Below are 19,407 nucleotides of genomic sequence, written 5' to 3'. Positions count from 1 at the left end.
CACGCATGTTCATCACACGATCAGGTGGAAGCGGCGGCGCGGCAGGGGCACCGTTGCGTGGGGAATCGGCGCTCCCGCACCGAGCGGTAAGCAACAACACGAAGCGCCGATTTCCCGCGCCCCGGCGAAGCCGTATCTTGAAAACCGAGGAACCTGAACGTCCTAAAGCGCCGTGAGCGTCGCAAGTTTCCAGTGACCGTCGATCCGCTTCGCCGTCACCGCCAGCTGAGCCACGGAAGACGACGGCGCTCCCCCGCCCTGGGTCACCGTCTGCTGGTCCAGGAACAACAACAGCGAAGCATCATCACCCACCAACGTCCGCACCCCGACCGCCCGCACAGTCGTCGTCCGGACCAGCTTCTCCGAAGTGGCCCGGGTCCGTGCCGAGGCGAACTGGGCGCGGTACTGGCCGACCGCCTCGCCCGTCAGCACCTCCGACGCCGCCCGCTCGGTACGAGCCAGGTTCGCGTAGTCGTACGAGAACACCGACTTCACCGCGTCGCTCACCTCGGAAGAAACAGCAGCAGTCGCCGCCGGGTCCACCAATGCCTGGTTGTCGCCCGGGGACAGCGAAGCCGTCTCGATGCCGAACCACACCGCGCAGCCCAGGGCCACCGCCACGACCAAAGCCAGCACCCGCGTCATGAGCCCGCCGCCTGGACGCCCGCGATCTTCCAGCCATCCGGAGCGCGCGAAACGTCCACCGTGAGCCGGTTCAAGCGTGGAGTGACCGCCGCGCCGCCGGTCGAAACCCGGACGTCCAGCACCGCCAAGAGCCGCGCCGTTCCCTTCGAGACATCGATCTCCGTCACCGCTGCCTGGACCAGCGAGGCGGAGGACACCGTGCGAGCCGTCGTGGCCCGGTCGATCTGCACCTGACGGTCGCCCGCGAGGTCCTTGCCGTACTGGCCCGTCGAAGCCCCGATCCAGCGGTCCACGGCCGCGCCCGCCGAGCGGTAGTCGATCGTGTTCAGCGTGACCAGCTCCGGGCCCGCCGCCGCCAGCACCGCGTCGCGCTCCCGGCCACGCGCCGCGGAGTCGTCCGAAGCGGCCCGCCACCACGCATAACCCGCGCCCAAAGCCGCCAGCACGGAAAGCACCGCGGCGACGACCAGGACCTTCACGGCGCGCCCAGCAGCTTGCCCAGCCCACCCGCCGACGGCCCGGTCAGCAGGCTCAGCATCCCCGGCAGCTGGGCCTGCGCGGGCGCCGACGCGGTCTGCGAAGGCGCGGCCGGGATCGCCGGCGGCTTGCCCGCGTAGGGCGCGTTCTGCGACCCGCGCACCCCCGTCGGGCTGCCCGGCGGCTCGGCGCAGTACGCGTTCATGTTCACCGGCGCCTCGGACTCGTCGTTCGCCGGACGCTGCTTCGTCCCTTCGTAGCCCTTCGTGCACGAAGCCGGGTCGAAGAAGTTCAGCACCACGCCCAGGTGCCCGGTGCCGTCCGGGGACGTCGACGGCGAGAACGCCGAGATGATCGGGTACGCCACCAGCAGTTCCTCGATCGCGTCCTTGCGCGACGTCGTGATCTGCGCGGTGGTCAGCAGGTTCGCGAACAGCACGCCCAGGTCGGTCCCCGAAGCCGCGAGCACGTCGCTGATCTGGCGGCTCAGCTGCGGGGCCTGCGCGATCACCCGCCGGAGGTCCGGATCGGACGTCTTGAGCTGACCCGCGATCGTCTTCAAACCGGAAGCGAAGTCGGTGATGTTCGCGGCCTGGCGTTCCTGCGTGTCCAGCACGACTCGCGAATTCGCCAGCAGGCCTTGCGTTTCCGGGATGTACTGCGTGGCCACGGACGTCAGCGACTTGGTGCTGTCCAGGAGCTGCTGCAGCTCCGGGCCCGCGCCGGCGAACGCGTTGTACGTCTCGTCGACGACCGTCCGCAGCGAATCCGGGTGCACGCTCGCGACCAGGTCGTCGAGGTGGGTCAGCACGGTGTCCGGCGACGGCGGCAGCGACGTCTTGTCCGCCGTGATCACGGACCCGTCCGTCAAGTACGGACCGCCGTTGTGCTGCGGCAGCAGGTCGACGAACTGCTCCCCCACCGCCGACCGGTTCGCCACCTGCGCGTGCGCGTCGGCCGGGATGTCCGGGGCGCCGGAGTCGATGTCCAGCGCGACGTCGACGCCGTGCTCGGTCAGCGTCATCCCGGTCACCCGCCCGACCGTGACCCCGCGGTAGGCGACCTCGGAGTTGACGAAGATGCCGCCGGAGTCGGTCAGCTGCGCGGTGACGACGTAGCCGCGGTTGCCGAAGAGCCGGTCCAGCCCGGCGTACCGGCCGCCGGCGTAGACGACCGACACCACCGCGATGACGACGAACGCCACCAGCTGGATCCGGATCTTGCGCGTGGTCACTTGCCGCCCCCGATCAGGCCGAGCAGGCCGCCCAGGAGCCCGGTGCCGCCGGTCTGCCCGGACGACCCGAGATCCGGCAACGGCAAGGGCGGCGCGACGGCGGAAGGCTGTCCGGAAGGCAGCGCGATCGGCGGCTGCGACGAGTTCGTGAAGTTCTGGATCAGCGTGTCCAGGTCGAGGTTCACGTTCGCCTCGACGTTCGCGTAGTCGCCCTTGATCACGTTGCCCGCGTAGTCCGGGAACGGGTACGTGAGCAGGATCTGCAGCGCGTTCGGCAGGTCGGAACCGGCCTCGCCGAGCTTGGTCAGCGTCGGCTGCAACGCCTTGAGGTTCGCGACGAGCTGGTCACGGCTCTTCGTGACCGTGTCGGTAGCGACGCCGGAGAGCGTGTTCAACGCGTTGAGCATGCCGACGAGCTGGTCACGCTGGTCGGTGACGATCTTCAGGCCCGGCGCGAGGTTGTCGAGCGCGTTGGAGAGATTCTGCGTCTGCCCGGTCAAGGTGTGGGACAGCTTCCCGAGCCCGTCGATCGCGCGGAGGATCTCGGTCCGGTGCCCGTCGAGCTGGGTCGCCAGTTCGTCCACTCGCGACAGCAGCGCGCGGATCTCCGGCTCGTTGCCCGACAGCGCGTCGTTCAGCTCGTGGCTGATCTTCTGGATCTGCTCGACGCCGCCGCCGTTGAGCAGCAGGGAAAGCGCGCCGAGCACCTCCTCGACTTCGGGGTTGCGGTTGGTGCGCCCGAGCGGGATCTGCGCGCCCTCACTCAGTTTCCCAGACGCGGGCTCCGCCGTCGGCACGCTCAGCTCGACGAACTTCTCTCCCAGAAGTGAAGACTGCTTCAGCTCGGCGTGGGCGTTGGCGGGCAGTGCGATGTCGCCGTTGACGGTCATCGCGACCAGCGCGGACCGGGTGTCCGGCGTCAGGCTGATCTTGTCGACCCGCCCGACCGCGACGTCGTTGACCTTGACGCTGGACTGCGGCACCAGGTCGAGCACATCGGTGAACAACGCGGTGACGCGGTAGGGGTGGTCGCCGACATCGGCGCCGCCCGGCAGCGGCGTGCCGTAGAGGCCGTTGAACCCGCCGTCGCTGCAGGCCGCCAGCACGAGCACCCCGGCGAGCACTCCCGCGAGCCGCTTCACTTCGCACCCCCCGCAAGCTGCTCCATCACGTCGACGAGCGGGAGCGGCAACGGCGGGAGGGTGCCGTTCTGCAAGGAGTTGAGCACCTGCGGGATCGTCGGCAGCTTCAGCACGCCGTCGAGCACCGGCGCGAGCTGCTTGCAGATGTTCCCCAGCGTGTCCGGGATTTCCTTGGGCGTGCCCGCGCTGATCAGCCGGCACACGGTGAGGATCGGCGGGTTGGTGAGCTCGTTGAGGTTGTCGCGGACGGCGATCGTGCCCGACGCGGCGTCGTAGGAGTTGATGAAGTTGGTGGCGCCGGTCGGGGCGATGTCGAGGACCTCGGCGAGCGACGCGCGCTGGTCGACCAGGACCTTCGACAGCGACGCCAGCTTGTCCACATTGGACTCCAGGGCGCCCTTGTTGTCGTTGACGAACTGCTGGACGTCGCCGAGCGCGCCACCGAGCGACTGCAGTGCCGCACCGACGTCGGAGGAGTCGGCGGCGAGGAACTGGCTGACGTCGGCGACGCGCCCGTAGAACTCGTTGAGCTGCTGGTCACTCTGGGCCAGGGCGCCGGTGAAGGAGTTCAGGTTCTGCACGGTCGAGAACAGGTCGTCCTTCGAGCCGTCCAGGGTCTTCGCGAGGTCGGCCAGCTGCCCGACCGTCGAGTTCAGCGAAGCACCGTTGCCCTTCAACGCGTCGGCGGCGGTGTCCAGGACGCCGGACAGCGCGCCGTCCTTGTTGGCGCCGTTGGGCCCCAGTGCCGTCGACAGCTTGTCCAGGCTGGAGTACAGGTCGTCCAGCTCCACCGGCGTCGCCGTGCGGTCCTTCGCCAGCACCGTGCCGGTGGCCAGGGTCGGGCCGCTGTCGTAGGCCGGGGTCAGCTGGACGTACCGGTCGCTGACCAGGCTCGGCGCGACGACGACCGCGCCGACGTCGGCCGGCAGCTGCACGTCGTCGACCCGCATGTCCACGCGCACCGCGTCGCCCTGCGGCGTGACGTCGGTGACCTGCCCGACCGGCACGCCCAGCACCCGCACCGACGAGCCCGCGTAGAGCCCGACGGTCTTGCCGAAGTACGCCGAGAGCGTCGTGCCGGTGGAGGCGCGGAACACCAGCCACAGCCCGGCGATGACGACCAGCGCGACGATGCAGGCGAAGGCCAGCCACGTCACCAGGCTCCGCCCGCGGTAGGTCCGGATGGTCATCGGCCGCCCACCCCCTGGTTCGGCGCCGCGATCGGCGGGGTGCAGCCCTCGGGGTTGATGTGCAGCCCGCCGGCGGTGATCGTCGGCGGCAGCAGCCCGCACAGGTAGCCCTCGAACCAGCGGCCGTTGCCGGTGGCGTTCGCGCCGACGCGGGCGAACGGCGCCATCAGCTTGAGGCTCTGGTCGAGGTTGCCCTGGTTGCGCTGCAGGATGTCGGTCACCTTCCCGAGCTTGTCCAGCGTCGGCTTGAGCTGCGCGCGGTTGTCCGCGACGAGCCCGGACAGCTGCTGCGAGAGCTGCTGGGTGCCGGTGAGCAGCGCGTGGATCGCGGTCTTGCGGTTCTGCAGCTCGGTGAGCAGCAGGTTGCCGTCGCTGATCACGCGTTGCAGCTGGGCGTTGCGGTCGGACAGCGTCTTCGACACCTGGCTCGTGTTGGCCAGCAGCGTGTGCAGGTCGTTGTCGCGCGAGGACACGGTCTTGGCCAGCGACGACAAGCCGGTCAGCGTGTCCTTCAGGTACTGCGGGCTGTCCTTGAGGCTGTCGGACAGCGCGTTGAAGCTGTCCGCGAGCTGTTTCGTGTCGATGTCGCCGACCGTCGTCGACAGCTGCTCGAACGCGTCCTGCAGCTGGAACGGCGTGCGCGTGCGGGCCTGCGGGATCGTCGCGTCCGGTTCCTGCGCGCCGCCGCCCTTCGGGTCGAGCGCGAGGTACTTCTCCCCCAGCAGCGTCTTGATCTCGATGGACGCGGTCGTCGCGTCGCCGACGCGGACGTCCTTGACTCGGAAGCGAACCAGCACCTGCTTGCCGGCCAGCGTCACCGACGACACCGTGCCGACCTTCACGCCGGCGACCTCGACCTCGTTGTCCGGCGCCAGCCCGGCGGACTCGCCGAAGTAGGCCGAGTACGTCGTGCCGTTGCCGAAGAACGGGAGCTGGTCGGAGAAGTACGTCGTGGCCGTGACGAGCACGATCAGCACGAGCGCGACCGCGCCGACGGCGGCCTGGTTGCGATCCTTCAGCCGTTTCACGGACCACACCTCTCCGCGCGTTGCGTGCCGGGAATGGGGATGATCGGCAGGGTGATGTCGAGCGAGGAAATGCCGATGGTGCCGGTGATCCCGCACAGGTAGTAGTTGAACCAGCTGCCGTAGCTCAGGGTCCGGGTGAACTTCTGCAGGTTGCCCGGCAGCACCTCGAGCAGGTGGTTGACCAGCTCACCGGAGTCGCCGAGGTTCTGCGACAGGACGCCGAGCTGCGCGACGTCGTCCTTCAGCGCCGGGCGCGCGTCGGCGAGCAGTCCGGTCGTGGACACCGCGAGGTCGCCGAGCGCGCTGACCGCGTCGCCGATCGGCTTGCGCTGCTCGGCCAGCCCGCTGACGAGCTTCTGGGTCTGCTCGATGAGGTCGCCGAGCTGCGGGCCGTGGGCGTTGACCGTGCCGAGCACGGTGTTGAGGTTCGCGATGACCTGCCCGATCACCTGGTCCTTGCTCGCGATCGCGGTGGTGAGCGACGCGGTGTGCTGCAGCAGGCTGGTGATCGTGCCGCCCTCGCCCTGGAAGACGCTGATGATCTCGGCCGAAAGCTGGTTGACGTCCTTGGGGCTCAACGCCTTGAACAGCGGCTTGAAGCCGTTGAACAGCACGGTGAGGTTCAACGCGGGCTTGGTGCGCTCGGGCGGGATCGTGCCGCCGTCGGCCAGCGCCTTGGCGCCCGGGACGTCGGTGCCGAGCGCGAGGTAGCGCTGGCCGACGAGGTTGCGGTACTTGATCGTCGCGGTCACCGTCTCCGGCAGCCGGTAGGTGTGCTCGACGTCGAACCGCACCTGGGCGAGGTTCTGCTCGCCAGCTGTGGTTGCACCGACGACCTCGATCGTGTCGACCTGGCCGACCTTGACCCCGGCGATGCGGACGTCGTCGCCTTCCTTGAGGCCGGACGCGTCGGTGAACTTCGCCAGGTAGCCCGACGTCTCGCCGAAGTTGGTGTTCGCGATGGTGGCTGCGAGGACGCCGGTGAACAGCACGGTGACGACGGCGAACACCGCGAGCTTCACCAGGGACGGGACGAAACTCCTCACTTCAGCTCCACCTCCGCCCCGCGGTAGAGCGGCCCCACGAGCAGGCCGGCCCAGCCGGGCACGTCGCCGGGCGACGTCCCGAGCGCGGGCGAGGCGAGCAGGTCGATCAGGTCCCGCTCGTAGGACGAGCCCACGATCGACCCGTCGCCGCCGACGGCACCACCACCGGCGGGCAGCTCACCGGACGGCGACTTCGGCGGCGCGGGCTTGCTGGAGCCGTCCTTGATCGCGCCGTCGGGCGGGTACTGCGGCCAGACGCCCGGTTTCGGGACCTGCGGGTAGCAGCGCGGCCCGCGCTTGTCCTCGTACTTCGGCTCGTCGACGCCGGGCAGGTACTTGCCGCGGCTGGCGGCGAACTCGATGGTGACCCGGCTGACCTCGGGGTGCGCGGTGCCCTTGCCGAATGCCAGCTCGGCCGGCCCGACCTCACCGGCGAGCTGTTCGAGCAGGCACGGGTACTCGGGCGCGTACTTGGCGAGCACGTCCAGCGTCGGCTGGACCGCCGTGGTGAGCCGGATCAGGTTGTCCTTGTTGACCTGCAGGAAGCTCGTCAGGTCCACCGAAGCCGCGGTGACGGTGGCGTAGAGGTCGGTCAGCTGGGCGCGCTGGTCGACGATCGTCCGGCTCGTCGTCGTCAGGTCGGACAGCGCCTGCAGCAGGTCCGGCGCCGCCTTGTCGTAGGTGTCCGCGACGTTCGCGAGCCCGGTGATGTCGGCCTTGACGTCCGGCAGCGACGGGTTGAGCTTGCCGAGGTAGTCGCTCAGCTGCACGAGGGTCTGGCCGAGCTGCTTGCCGCGGCCCTCGAGCGCGGTCGACACCGCCGTCAGCGTGCTCGACAGCTTCTCCGGCTGGACGGCCTGCAGCAGCGGCATCACGTCGTCGAGCACCTTCTGCAGCTCGATCGCGGTGCTGCTGCGGTCCTGCGGGATGACGTCACCGGCCTTGATCGGGCCTTGCGAAGACACGGAAGCCTCGGGCAGCTGCAGGGCGACGTACCGCTCACCGAAGAGCGTCTTGGGCAGCAGCCGCGCCGAGACGTTTTTCGGGATCACGTGCGTCTTGTCCGGGTCGAGGGCCAGCTCCAGCTCGGCGTGGTCGCCCTTCGCCAGCACCGACCGGACTTCGCCGACGAGCATGCCGCGGACCTTGACGTCGCCGCCCGTGCGCAGCTGGCTGCCGACGCGGTCGGTCTCCAGCTTCACCAGCGTCACCGGCGTGAAGGCCTTGTTGTAGACGGCGAGTGTGAACGCGATGAACAGCGCGGCCACGAGCAGGAAGGCCAGCCCCAGCACCTGGTACCGGAGCCGCTGCCAGAGCTCGCGCCTCATCCCGAGATCCTCACCGTGGTGTTCGCGCCCCAGATCGCCAGGCTGAGGAAGAAGTCCAGCACCGAGATCAGCACGATCGACGTCCGCACCGCGCGGCCGACCGCCACGCCGACCCCGGCCGGGCCGCCGCTCGCGTTGAAGCCGTAGTAGCAATGGGAAAGGATCACGAGCACGCTGAACACGATCACCTTCCCGAACGACCAGAGGACGTCCCCGGGAGGCAAGAAGAGCGTGAAGTAGTGGTCGTAGGTGCCCGCGGACTGGCCGTAGAGCCAGATGGTGATCTGCCGGGACGCGAGGTAGCTCGAGAGCAGGCCGACCGCGTACAGCGGGATCACCGCGGCGACACCGGCGAGCACCCGCGTCGTCACCAGGTACGGCATGCTCGGCACGCCCATGACTTCGAGCGCGTCGATCTCCTCGGAGATCCGCATCGCGCCGAGCTGCGCGGTGAAGCCGCAGCCGACGGTCGCGCTCAGCGCGAGCCCGGCCGAGAGCGGCGCGACCTCGCGAGTGTTGAAGTAAGCGGAGATGAAGCCGGTGAGCGCGGCCGTGCCGAGCTGGTTCAGCGCGGAGTAGCCCTGCAGGCCGACGATGAGACCGGTGAACAACGTCATCCCGATCATCACGCCGAGCGTGCCGCCGATGACGGCGAGGCCGCCCGTGCCGAAGCAGACCTCGGTCAGCAGCCGCAGTGTTTCCCGGCTGTAGCGGCGGATCGTGCGCGGCGACCAGGCGAGCGCCTTCGCGGCGAAGGCGAGCTGCTTGCCCAGACCTTCCAGGCTCTGGCCCGGGCGCGCGATGTACTCGAGCGTCCGGTCCTGGTCGAGGGGCTCCGCCGTCATCACATGGCCTTCGGCGGGACGATCCGCAGGTAGATCGCGGTCAGCACGACGTTGATCAGGAACAGCAGCAGGAACGTGATGACGACGGCCTGGTTGACCGCGTCGCCGACGCCCTTCGGCCCGGGCGGCGGGTTCAGCCCGCGGAACGCGGCGACGACCCCGGCGACGAAGCCGTACAGCAGCGCCTTGATCTCGCTGACCCAGAGGTCCGGCACCTGCGCCAGGGCGTTGAAGCTGGCCAGGTACGCACCGGGCGTGCCGCCTTGGAGGACGACGTTGAAGAAGTAGCCGCCGAGGACGCCGACGACGCTGACCAAGCCGTTGAGCAGCACCGAAACGACCATCGCGGCGAGCACGCGCGGCACGATGAGGCGCTGGATCGGGTTGACGCCGAGGACCTCCATGGCGTCGATCTCTTCGCGGATCTTGCGCGCGCCGATGTCCGCGCAGACCGCGCTGCCGCCGGCACCGGCCACGAGCAACGCGGTGATCAGCGGGCTCGCCTGCTGCACAATGGCCAGCGCGCTGGCCGCGCCGGTGAACGACTGCGCGCCGATCTGCGCGGTCAGCGAACCGAGCTGCAACGCGATGACGGCGCCGAACGGGATGGCGACGAGCGCGGTCGGCAGGATCGTGACGCTGGCGAAGAACCAGCACTGCTGGATCCACTCGCGGGTCTGGAAGGGGCGCTTGAAGATCGCGCGCAGGACTTCCCAGGACAGCGTCGCGAGGCGCCCGACCTGGGTCAGGGCCGCGGTTCCCGGGAGCGTGCCCGTGCTCTCGCTCACCACACCTCCCAGTAGGTCGTCGCTGACCTCCGAGTGTTCTCCATACCCGGTGCCCGATTTTCGTTAGCGGTGTTAACTGATCTCTGTCGGAAACTTCAGAAGCTGAGGTTGAGGGCGTGCGACGCCGTGGCGCCACCGTCCGCGACGAACTCCGCTCCCGTGCAGTACGCGCTTTCGTCACTGGCGAGGAACAGCACCAGTTTCGCCACGTCCTCGGGCTGTCCGACGCGCCCGAGCGCGACCTTCTTCCCGACGTACGACATGTCGACTTTCTGCCCGCCGGCGGCGGTCTCGACCATCTGCGTGTCGATCGCGCCGGGGTGGACCGAGTTGACCCGGATGTGCTTCTTGCCGAGCTCCATCGCCGCGACCTTGGTCATCCCGCGGATGGCGAACTTGCTCGCGGTGTAGGCGACGAGGTACGGCATCCCGGCCAGACCCTCCACAGAGGACACGTTGACGATGGAGCCACCGCCGGCGGCGGTCATCGGTTCAACGACCGAGCGCATCCCGAGAAACGCCCCGATCTGGTTCACCCGGATCACGCGCTCGTAATCGGCCAGCTTCGTCTTGCCCAGTTCCGAGAAATGGAGGATCCCCGCGTTGTTGACCAGCACGTTCGGCGCGCCGAACTCGGTGGTCACGCGCTCGAGGGCGGTGACCCAGCCGTCCTCGTCGCCGACGTCGAGGTGCTGGTAGACGGCCTGCTCGCCGAGCTCGGCGGCGAGCTGCTTGCCCTCGTCGTCGAGGATGTCGGCGATCAGCACCTTCGCGCCTTCGGCGACGAACGCGCGCGCGGCGGCCGCGCCCTGGCCGCGCGCGGCGCCGGTGATCAGGGCGATCTTCCCGTCCAGCCTCATGACTCTCCCAGGATCTCGGTGGCGGCGAACATGCGGCCGGGGTCGCGCTCGGCGAAGAACGCGCTGACCGACGTGTCGAGCTCGTCGAGGGACCAGCGCTGCTCGATCCGCGGGGCCTCGACCAGGGCGACCGTGCCGCCGTGGACGACGAACACCTGGCCGTTGACGTGCTCGGCCGCGGGCGAGGCGAGGTAGGCGACGAAAGGTGCGACGTGTTCGACCGAGAGCGGATCGGCACCCTCGGCGGGAGGAGCACCGAACACGCCCTCGGTCATCGCCGTCCGCGCGCGAGGGCAGATCGCGTTGGCGCGGACGCCGTACTTGGCCAGGCCGCGGGCGGCCGACATGGTGAGCGCGGTGATGCCGGCCTTCGCCGCGGCGTAGTTGGGCTGGCCGGGCGAGCCGATGAGGAAGGCTTCGGACGCGGTGTTGATCAGCCGCCCGTACACCGGCTGTCCGTCTTCTTTGGACTTGTCCCGCCAGTACTTGGTGGCGTTGCGGGACAACAGGAAGTGGCCGCGCAGGTGGACGCGCAGCACGGTGTCCCAGTCGTCGTCGGACATCGAGAAGAGCATCTTGTCGCGCAGCACGCCCGCGTTGTTCACGACGATGTCGAGCCCGCCGAGGTCGAGCGCGGCGGCCACGAGGGCGTCCGCGGTGGCCCGCTCCCCGACGTCGCCGGCGACCGCGACGGCCTTGCCGCCGGCCGCTTCGATTTCTTCGACGACGTCCTTCGGCTCACCGATGTCGTTGACGACGACGGTGGCGCCCTGCCCGGCCAGGGCGAGCGCTTCGGCCCGCCCCAGGCCCGCGGCGGCGCCGGTGACGATGGCTGTCCTGCCGGTCAGGGTCACGCGAGGCCTCCTCGTCGAGTCCGGTGATCGGGCCTACATTAGAATCTGTTCTTGTCGAGGGCAAGCCCTTGAGTGAACACCGCTAACTGGTGATGAACAGGGCGTTCTTAGGACAACCCTTCACAGCATCTGTAACCTGTTCTATCCGACCTTCCGGTACCGGCCCCGACTGGATGACGAGTTCCTCGTCGTCGTCCAGGTCGAAGACGTCCGGCGCGAACCCCACGCACACCGCGTTCGCCTCGCAGAGCGAACGATCGACGCCGATCTCCATGCTTCCTCCGCCGCGTGAGTCCTGGTACAACTAGAACAGGTTCTACTATAACGCCGGATCGAGGTGACGGGTGCGGATCGACTACACACCGGAGCAGCGGGCGCTGGCCGCGGAGCTCCGGGAGTACTTCGCCGAGCTGATGACGCCCGAGCGGCGGGAAAGCCTCCGCGCGGGCGACGAGTACGGCGACGGCGTGGCGTACAAGGAGATCGTCCGGCAGCTGGGCAAGGACGGCTGGCTCGCGCTCGGCTGGCCGGCGGAGTACGGCGGCCAGGGCCGGCCGATGCTCGACCAGCTCATCTTCACCGATGAAGCGGCCGTCGCCGGGGTGCCGGTCCCGTTCCTGACGGTGAACACCGTCGGGCCGACCATCATGCGCTACGGCACCGACGAGCAGAAGGCGTTCTACCTGCCGAAGATCGCCGCCGGCGAGCTGCACTTCTCGATCGGCTACTCCGAACCGGAGGCCGGCACCGACCTGGCGTCGCTGCGGACGCGCGCGGTGCGCGACGGCGACGAGTACGTCGTCACCGGGCAGAAGATGTGGACCAGCCTGATCGAGTACGCCGACTACGTGTGGCTCGCCGTCCGGACCGACCCCGACGCGAAGAAGCACCGCGGCCTGTCGATGCTGATCGTGCCGACGTCGTCGGAGGGGTTCTCCTGGACCAAGGTGCGCACGGTCGCGGGCGCCGGGACGAGCGCGACGTACTACGACGGCGTGCGCGTGCCGGTGTCGGCGCGCGTCGCCGAGGAGAACGCGGGCTGGCCGCTGATCACCAACCAGCTCAACCACGAGCGCGTCGCGCTGACGTCGTCGGCGCCGGTCCGCAAGGCCCTCGCCGACGTGCTGGCGTGGGCGAAGGAGACCGGCGCCATCGACCAGGAGTGGGTGCGGGTGCACCTCGCGCGGGTGCACGCCGGCGCGGAGTACCTGAAGCTGCGGAACTGGCGGATCGCCTGGGCGGCCGCGGCGAGCGAGCTCGGCCCGGCGGACGCGTCGGCGACGAAGGTGTACGGCACGGAGTTCGCGATCGAGGCCTACCGGCTGCTGATGGAGGTGCTCGGCGCGGCGGCTGTCGTCCGCGACGGCTCGCCGGGCGCGCTGCTGGCCGGGCGGATCGAGCGGCTGCACCGCTCGGCGCTGATCCTCACCTTCGGCGGCGGCACCAACGAGATCCAGCGGGACATGATCGCCGCGACCGCCCTCGGCCTGCCCGTCACGCGCTAGGAGCGTCCCATGGACTTCACCCCTTCCGAGGCGTCGGCCGACCTGGCGGCGCTGACCCGGCGGATCCTCGCCGACAAGGTCACCCACGACCCGCACGGCACCGGCGGCTTCGACGCTCCACTGTGGACGGCCCTGGGCCAGGCGGGCGTGCTCGACGCGGCACTGCCGTCGTCGCTGGGCGGCGGCGGTTTCGGCCTGCTGGAGCAGTGCGCGGTGCTGACCGAGATCGGCCGCGCGGTGGCGGCGGTCCCCTACCTGCCATCGATCACGATGGCGGCGTCGGCGCTGGCCGAGTTCGGCACGCCGGAGCTGGTGGACCGCTGGGTGCTGCCGGTGCTGCGAGGAGAACGCGTTCTAGCGGTGGCGCTGACCGGTTTCACCGCTTCTGACGGAGTGCTTTCGGGCTCGCAGTCCGCGGTGCACTTCGGCGCGTTCGCGAACGGCTTCCTCGTGGCGGCTTCCGGCGAGGTCTTCCTGGTCGACGCCGCGGCGCCCGGCGTGACGGTGCGGCCGCAGCAGACGACCGACCACGCGGACGCTTGTCTGCTCGAATTGTCCGGAGTGCCGGGGATTTCGCTGGGCGACATCGGCGAATGGCTGCGCCTGCGCGGGACGGCCGGGGTGTGCGCGCAGCAGCTCGGCGTGGTCGAGCGGGCGCTGGAGCTGACAGCGGCCTACGCGGCCGAGCGCAAGCAGTTCGACCACGTGATCGGCGGGTTCCAGGCGGTCCGCCAGCGGCTGGCGGACGCGTACGTGGACGTGGAGGCGGTGCGGCTGACGTCGCTGCAGGCGGCCTGGCGGCTGGCGTCGGACCTGCCCTCGGCGGAAGCGGTGGCGACCGCCAAGTTCTGGGCGTCGGAGGCGGGCCACCGGGTGGCCCACACGACGGTCCACATCCACGGCGGCGTCGGCATCGACGTGGACCACGAGGTCCACCGCTACTTCACGGCGGCGAAGCGCCTGGAGTTCCTGCTGGGCGGGTCGACCTCGCAGCTCCTCGCCCTGGGCACCGAGCTGGCCGCGGACGCCTGAAGTCCATGAGGGGCACCCTCATGGACCTAAAAGCCATGAAGGTGCCCCTCATGGCTTGGGCCCGAGTCAGCTCGAAGCCGCGTAGGTCCAGAACTCGCGCATCAGGCGGGTCGGTTCCGGGCTCGTCATCTCCACCTGCGTGAGCAGCACCGTCACCGTGCCCGTCGCCGGGAGCAGGTGCCAGGCCGTGCCCGCGCCGCCGACCCAGCCGTAGCGGCCGGGGACCTGCCACAGCTGCTTCGCCTCGACGTCGACCGCGCCGCCGTATCCCCAGCCCTGGCCGTGCAGGAACACCCGCCCGGCCTCGCGCTGGGCCGGGGTCAGGTGATCGGTGGTCATCCGGCGCACCGACTCCGGCGTCAGCAGCCGGTGGTCGCCTGCCCTCCCCTCGGCCAGCAGGAACCGGCCGAACGCGAGCAGGTCGTCCGCCGTCGAAACCAGGCCCGCCGAGCCGGACGGGAACGGCGGCGCCGCGCTCCACCGCCCCTCCGGCGAGTCGATCAGCCGCAGCCCCGCCTCGCCCCGCCGGTACGCGCTGGTGAACCGGCCCAGCGCCGCCGTCGGCACGAAGAACCCGGTGTCGGCCATGCCCAGCGGCTCGAACAGCCGCTCCGCCAGGAACTCCGGCAGCGGCCGGCCCGACACCCGCGCGACCAGCACGCCCTGGATGTCCGAACCGGTGTCGTAGAGCCACGCCTCCCCCGGCTGGTGCAGCAGCGGCACCTGCGCCAGCGCGGCCGTCCACGCGTCCGGCGCCAACGCCCGCGACGCCGCCGCCGGGTGGCCCAGCACCTGCAGCAGCAGGTCGACCGCGGGCAGCGTCATGTCCGCCGCGAGGCCGTAGCCGCACCGGAACGTCAGCAGGTCGGCCACCGTGATCGGACGGGCCGCGGGCACGACGTCGTCGACCGGCCCGGCCGGCGTCCGCACGACCACCGGCGACGCCAGCTCCGGCAGCCACCGCGCGATCGGGTCGTCCAGCGCGAGCTCGCCGTCGTCGACGAGCAGCATGACGGCCGCCGCGACGATCGGCTTGGTCAGCGACGCGACGCGGAACAGCGAGTCCCGCGCCATCGGCACGGTGCCGCCGGCGTCGGCCGAGCCCACCGCCGCCGCCTCGACCTGGTCGCCGTGCGCGACGAGGGCCACCGCGCCGGGCACGTCCGCGGCGTGCTGCTTCAGCAGTTCGGTCAGCACGACTCAGTCCAGGGGGTTGATGGCACGCAGGCGCCGCGGGCCGGTGTCGGGCCGGGACGGCGGCGGCCCCAGCACGAGGCGGGCGTTGGCGACGAAGGCGCCGTCCGGCGACGCCAGGATCGGGTCGAGCACCAGGGACCGCACCTCCGGGTTGTCCTCGGCCAGCGCGGCGACGCGCAGCACCATGTCCTGCAGGGCGGCGAGGTCGGCGGGCTCGTCGCCGCGGTAGCCGGTGAGCAGCGGCGCCGTCCGCGGCTCGCGCAGCAGCGTGGCCGCGTCGACGTCGGTGAGCGGCACCGCCCGGTAGGCGCGGTCGCCCAGCAGCGTGCTGACCAGCCCGGACAGCCCGAACGACACGAGCGTGCCGAACGACGGGTCGTCCTGCAGCCCGATCACGCACGACAGGCCCTTCGGGGCCATCCGCTGGACGTACACGTCGTCGTCATCGGAGATCTCGCGCAGCGTTTCGTAGGCGGTGCGCACGGCTTCTTCGGAGGCGAGGTCGAGCCGCACCCCGGCCAGGTCGGGGCGGCCGCGCAGCCGCTCGTCGACGGCCTTGAGCGTCACCGGGTAGCCCAGCTCGGCCGCCGCCGCGACGGCTTCGTCCACTGTGGACGCGACGCGGAACGGGACGACGTCGATGCCGTAGCAGCCCAGCAACCGCACGACGTCGGTGTCGGACAGCAGCGTCGTCCGGCCGCTCTCGCTTTCCAGGAGCTCGCGCACGATCACCTGCGCCTGCTCGGTGTGGATCCCGGACGGCGTCACGAGCGTGCCCTGCGGGCGCTGCCGCCACGCGGCGTACCGGATGACCCGGGCGAGGGCGGTCACCGCGCGTTCGGGGCTCGGGTACGACGGGATCGAGCCGCGCGTCGGCGTCCCGTCCTCGGTCAGGACGGCAAGTTCGTCCGGGACGCCTTCGGCGGCCAGGAACGTCGAGACGATCGGCTTGCGCTGCCCCAGTTCGACGACGGTTTCGCGCAGAGCGCGTGCGTACGCCGTGCCGGGAATGGCCACCGGCGGCGCGAACACGACGACCAGCGCGTCGGTGTCCGGCGAGGTGAGCGCTTCGCCGACTGCCTTGGCGAAGTCGTCCGGCCCGGCCTGCGGGCCGACGTCCACCGGGTCGAACGCCAGCCGCAGTCCCTGCATCCGCGCGGTGTCGGCGGCCAGCAGCCCGATCGCGCTGGAGTTGCCGACGATCGCGACCCGCGGCCCGGCGGGCAGCGGCTGGTGGGCGAACACGAGCGCGGTGTCGAACAGCTGCGCCAGCGACTCGACGCGCACGACACCGGCCTGCTCGAACAGGGCCTGGACGCTGGCTTCGTCGATCTCGGTCGACGTCGCGGCGAGCTGCGGGCGGACGGCGTGCCGCCCCGACTTCACCGCGACGATCGGCTTCGTCCGCGCGAGCCTCCTGGCCAGGCGCGCGAACTTGCGCGGGTTGCCGAAGGACTCGAGGTACAGCAGGACGAGGTCGGTGTCCGGGTCGGTTTCCCAGTACTGGAGCAGGTCGTTGCCCGAGACGTCGGCGCGGTTGCCGGCCGAGACGAACGTCGAGAGCCCGAGCCCGCGCGACTCGGCGTCGGCGAGGATCGCGGTGCCCAGCGCGCCGGACTGGCAGAAGAACCCGGTGCGCCCGCGCACGGGCAGGCGCGGCGCGAGGGTGGCGTTGAGCCGGATGCCGGGCGCGGTGTTCAGCACGCCGAGCGCGTTCGGGCCGACGACGCGCATGCCGTGCGCCCGCGCCTCCCCGACCAGCCGCAGCTCGGCGTGCAGGCCGTGCGGCCCGGCTTCGGCGAAGCCGCTGGAGAGGATCAGCAGCGTCTTGACGCCTTTCGCGAGGCAAGCGTCCAAAACGGACTCGACGGCCTCGGCTGGCACCGCGACGACGGCCAGGTCGACCTGGTCCGGGATGTCGAGCACCGACGCGTACGCGCGGACGCCGCGGACCGAGTGGTGCTCCGGGTTGACCGGGTAGACGGTGCCGGTGAACGCGGCGGCCAGGAGGTTCGCGAAGGCGACGTGCCCGACCTTGCCCGGCTCCGCGGACGCGCCGATCACCGCGACCGAGGTGGGATGCAGCAGGTTGTGCACGCTGCGTGCTTCGGCGGCTTGTTCCCGGGAGCGCGCGACGGCGAGGGACTCCTCGGTCGGGTCGATGTCGAACTCCAGGTGCAGCACGCCTTCCTCGATCTCGCGGCTGACCTGGTAACCGGCGTCGCGGAAGACCCGCACCATGGCGGCGTTCTCGGCGAGCACCTCGGCGACGAACCGGCGCAGCCCGCATTCGGAGGCGGCCGCGGCGAGGTGTTCCAGGAGGATCGAGCCGAGACCGCGGCCCTGATGGGCGTCGCTGACGACGAAGGCGACTTCGGCCGAGGGACCGTGGTCGAGCCGTTCGTACCGGCCGACCGCGACGATGTCGTCGCCCAGGAAGGCGGCGAACGCGACGCGGTCGTGGTGGTCGACGGTCGAGAAGCGCTTCAGGTCCTTCTCGGGGATCCGCGGGTAGGCGCCGAAGTAGCGGAAGTAGCGGGTGCGCTCGGACAGCTTGCCGTGGAAGGCGACGAGGCCGTCGGCGTCGGTGGGGACGACCGGGCGCAGGTGGACGGTGCCGCCGTCGGACAGCACGACGTCGGCCTCCCAGTCGCGGGGGTAGTCGAAGGGGTCCCGGCCGGCCATCGTCAGTCCCTGGGGTCGTCCGGGTCGAGACCGTGCAACGGGAAAACGGCCCGGCGGGTGTCCCGGACGGCGACGTCGACCGGGTCGTCTTCGCCGTCGCCCCACGGCTTGAACTGGGTCTCGCGGTCGTCGGTCATCGCCGTCGGCAGCTCGGCGTGCGGCGCGGCCTTGGTGACGGTGGAGACCCAGCCGGGCGGCAGCGGCGTGGCCGGGGCGACGTCCCGGTCGAGGACGGTGGCGATCAGGTGCGTCCACGACCGCGGGACGACCCGGATCAGCTGGTACCCGCCCCCGCCGACGGCGATCCACTTGCCGCCGGCGTACGTCTCGGCGAGGTCGCGGAGGGTGGCGTAGATGGTGCGGTGCCCGTCGACGGACAGCGAGAGGTCGGCCAGCGGGTCTTCCTCGTGCGAGTCGACGCCGCACTGGGTGAACAGCAGCTGCGGCTCGAAGTCGGCGAGCAGCGAGGGGACGACGGCGTTGAAGGCGCGCAGCCACCCGGGATCCCGGGTCCGCGGCGGCAGCGGGACGTTGACGGAGGTGCCGTCGGCCTTCCCGCGGCCGGTCTCGCCGGAGTAGCCGGTGCCCGGCCAGAGCGTGAAGGGGTGCTGGTGCATCGAGATGGTGAGGACGCGCGGGTCGTCGTAGAAGGCGGCTTGGACGCCGTCGCCGTGGTGGACGTCGGTGTCGATGTAGGCGATGCGCTCGAAGCCGTGGTCGAGCAGCCAGCTTATGGCGACAGCACAGTCGTTGTAGACGCAGAAGCCGGAAGCCTGGTCGCGCATGGCGTGGTGCAGGCCCCCGGCGATGTTGACGGCCCGGGTGGCTTCGCCTTCGGCGATCTTCCGGGCGGCGAGCAGCGTCGAGCCGACGACGAGCGCGGAGGCATCGTGCATGTCGGAGAAGACGGGGTTGTCGGAGGTCCCGAGCCCATGCCCGACATCCCACCCGACAAGCGGCGCCTCCCGCACAGCGGCGATGTATTCGGGGGCGTGGATGCGGAGCAGTTCTTCGTCCCCGGCGCTGGTGGGGACGAGGAGGGGGACGTCGTCGAGCACGCCGAGCTCGGTGGCCAGCCGGACGGTGAGCTCCAGCCGGACGGGGTTGAACGGGTGGTCCCCGCCCAGGTCATAGCCGAGCAGAGCGGAGTCCCAAACAACAGCCGGCGCCATGCGGTCGACTGTAGTGCCGATCGGAGGAATCTGTGCCCTGGGCGAACCGGCGGCGGAGCTCCCCGGCCCGCGGCGGTTGCCGCTCACGCCGGGTGCGAGCGGACGCCGGGCAGCGCGGCGCCCGGCCCGAGCCGCGGGAGAGCCGCGCTGAGTCGCAGGCAGCGCTCAGCCAGGCATCGGGCTGTGGGGAGCCATGCCGTGCTGCAGGTAGCGGTTTGTTCGGCCCGGCCGCGCCGGACAAACCACGCCAGGTCCGCGGGCAGCGCCCAGCCGAGCCCGGCCTCGGCGGACAAGCCACGTCGGGCCGCGGGGAGCCCCCAGCCTGCCCGGCCCGGCCCGAACGAGTCGGGCTGGAGCCGCGGGCAGCGCTTAGCCGGGC

Annotated in this window: 18 protein-coding genes; 2 read left to right on the top strand and 16 right to left on the bottom strand. The window is 70.7% G+C overall.

Going from position 1 to position 19,407, the window contains the following annotated elements:
• Window positions 1-162 precede the first annotated feature (162 nt).
• The 13 genes from QQ657_RS06575 to QQ657_RS06515 form a co-directional block, all read right to left on the bottom strand.
• Window positions 163-645: a hypothetical protein gene (locus tag QQ657_RS06575; protein WP_284741154.1), complete on the bottom strand. Its 483-nt coding sequence runs from the start codon at window positions 643-645 to the stop codon at window positions 163-165.
• The gene (locus QQ657_RS06570; protein WP_284741153.1) at window positions 642-1,124 is read right to left on the bottom strand and encodes an Rv1363c family protein; all 483 of its coding nucleotides are present in this window, start codon (window positions 1,122-1,124) and stop codon (window positions 642-644) included. Before QQ657_RS06570 ends, QQ657_RS06575 begins: the two co-directional genes overlap by 4 nt.
• Window positions 1,121-2,356 carry an MCE family protein gene (locus QQ657_RS06565; protein ID WP_284741152.1) on the bottom strand — a complete coding sequence of 412 codons (1,236 nt, stop codon included), beginning with the start codon at window positions 2,354-2,356 and terminating at the stop codon, window positions 1,121-1,123. The genes QQ657_RS06570 and QQ657_RS06565 overlap by 4 nt, the downstream gene beginning before the upstream one ends.
• Window positions 2,353-3,498: an MCE family protein gene (locus QQ657_RS06560; RefSeq protein WP_284741151.1), complete on the bottom strand. Its 1,146-nt coding sequence runs from the start codon at window positions 3,496-3,498 to the stop codon at window positions 2,353-2,355. The genes QQ657_RS06565 and QQ657_RS06560 overlap by 4 nt, the downstream gene beginning before the upstream one ends.
• Window positions 3,495-4,688 (bottom strand): MCE family protein, encoded by a 1,194-nt coding sequence (locus QQ657_RS06555; protein WP_284741150.1) that lies wholly within the window; start codon window positions 4,686-4,688, stop codon window positions 3,495-3,497. The genes QQ657_RS06560 and QQ657_RS06555 overlap by 4 nt, the downstream gene beginning before the upstream one ends.
• Window positions 4,685-5,716, bottom strand: coding sequence for an MlaD family protein (locus QQ657_RS06550; protein ID WP_284741149.1), 1,032 nt, complete (start codon window positions 5,714-5,716; stop codon window positions 4,685-4,687). The genes QQ657_RS06555 and QQ657_RS06550 overlap by 4 nt, the downstream gene beginning before the upstream one ends.
• On the bottom strand, window positions 5,713-6,762 hold the full coding sequence (locus QQ657_RS06545) for an MCE family protein (protein WP_284741148.1): 1,050 nt from the start codon (window positions 6,760-6,762) through the stop codon (window positions 5,713-5,715). Before QQ657_RS06545 ends, QQ657_RS06550 begins: the two co-directional genes overlap by 4 nt.
• Window positions 6,759-8,090, bottom strand: coding sequence for an MCE family protein (locus QQ657_RS06540; RefSeq protein WP_284741147.1), 1,332 nt, complete (start codon window positions 8,088-8,090; stop codon window positions 6,759-6,761). The genes QQ657_RS06545 and QQ657_RS06540 overlap by 4 nt, the downstream gene beginning before the upstream one ends.
• Window positions 8,087-8,935 carry an MlaE family ABC transporter permease gene (locus tag QQ657_RS06535; protein WP_284741146.1) on the bottom strand — a complete coding sequence of 283 codons (849 nt, stop codon included), beginning with the start codon at window positions 8,933-8,935 and terminating at the stop codon, window positions 8,087-8,089. The genes QQ657_RS06540 and QQ657_RS06535 overlap by 4 nt, the downstream gene beginning before the upstream one ends.
• The gene (locus tag QQ657_RS06530) at window positions 8,935-9,723 is read right to left on the bottom strand and encodes an MlaE family ABC transporter permease (RefSeq protein WP_155542112.1); all 789 of its coding nucleotides are present in this window, start codon (window positions 9,721-9,723) and stop codon (window positions 8,935-8,937) included. The genes QQ657_RS06535 and QQ657_RS06530 overlap by 1 nt, the downstream gene beginning before the upstream one ends.
• A gap of 95 nt (window positions 9,724-9,818) precedes the next feature.
• Window positions 9,819-10,583 carry a glucose 1-dehydrogenase gene (locus tag QQ657_RS06525; protein ID WP_284741145.1) on the bottom strand — a complete coding sequence of 255 codons (765 nt, stop codon included), beginning with the start codon at window positions 10,581-10,583 and terminating at the stop codon, window positions 9,819-9,821.
• A complete protein-coding gene (locus QQ657_RS06520) occupies window positions 10,580-11,437 on the bottom strand; it encodes a 3-oxoacyl-ACP reductase (protein WP_284741144.1) in 858 nt (285 codons plus the stop codon). Before QQ657_RS06520 ends, QQ657_RS06525 begins: the two co-directional genes overlap by 4 nt.
• A gap of 82 nt (window positions 11,438-11,519) precedes the next feature.
• Window positions 11,520-11,711 (bottom strand): ferredoxin, encoded by a 192-nt coding sequence (locus tag QQ657_RS06515; protein WP_284741143.1) that lies wholly within the window; start codon window positions 11,709-11,711, stop codon window positions 11,520-11,522.
• 70 nt (window positions 11,712-11,781) lie between these two features.
• On the opposite strand from QQ657_RS06515, the gene QQ657_RS06510 reads away from it, so the two are divergent.
• A complete protein-coding gene (locus QQ657_RS06510) occupies window positions 11,782-12,942 on the top strand; it encodes an acyl-CoA dehydrogenase family protein (RefSeq protein WP_284741142.1) in 1,161 nt (386 codons plus the stop codon).
• A gap of 9 nt (window positions 12,943-12,951) precedes the next feature.
• Complete coding sequence (locus QQ657_RS06505; RefSeq protein ID WP_284741141.1) at window positions 12,952-13,974, top strand: acyl-CoA dehydrogenase family protein; 1,023 nt, start codon at window positions 12,952-12,954, stop codon at window positions 13,972-13,974.
• Between the two features lie 66 nt (window positions 13,975-14,040).
• Here QQ657_RS06505 and QQ657_RS06500 read toward each other — a convergent pair whose 3' ends face one another.
• Genes QQ657_RS06500 through QQ657_RS06490 form a run of 3 tightly spaced genes read right to left on the bottom strand, consistent with a single transcriptional unit; the run spans window position 14,041 to window position 19,028 of the window.
• Window positions 14,041-15,171 (bottom strand): serine hydrolase domain-containing protein, encoded by a 1,131-nt coding sequence (locus QQ657_RS06500; protein WP_284741140.1) that lies wholly within the window; start codon window positions 15,169-15,171, stop codon window positions 14,041-14,043.
• Between the two features lie 3 nt (window positions 15,172-15,174).
• Window positions 15,175-17,856, bottom strand: coding sequence for a bifunctional acetate--CoA ligase family protein/GNAT family N-acetyltransferase (locus QQ657_RS06495; RefSeq protein WP_284741139.1), 2,682 nt, complete (start codon window positions 17,854-17,856; stop codon window positions 15,175-15,177).
• Between the two features lie 2 nt (window positions 17,857-17,858).
• The gene (locus tag QQ657_RS06490; RefSeq protein WP_284741138.1) at window positions 17,859-19,028 is read right to left on the bottom strand and encodes an acetoin utilization protein AcuC; all 1,170 of its coding nucleotides are present in this window, start codon (window positions 19,026-19,028) and stop codon (window positions 17,859-17,861) included.
• Window positions 19,029-19,407 lie beyond the last annotated feature (379 nt).

The sequence above is a fragment of the Amycolatopsis ponsaeliensis genome, assembly GCF_030182635.1.
Taxonomy (GTDB): Bacteria; Actinomycetota; Actinomycetes; order Mycobacteriales; family Pseudonocardiaceae; genus Amycolatopsis; species Amycolatopsis ponsaeliensis.
Note: the sequence above shows the minus strand (reverse complement) of the source record. Positions and strands in the feature narration are given on the sequence as shown.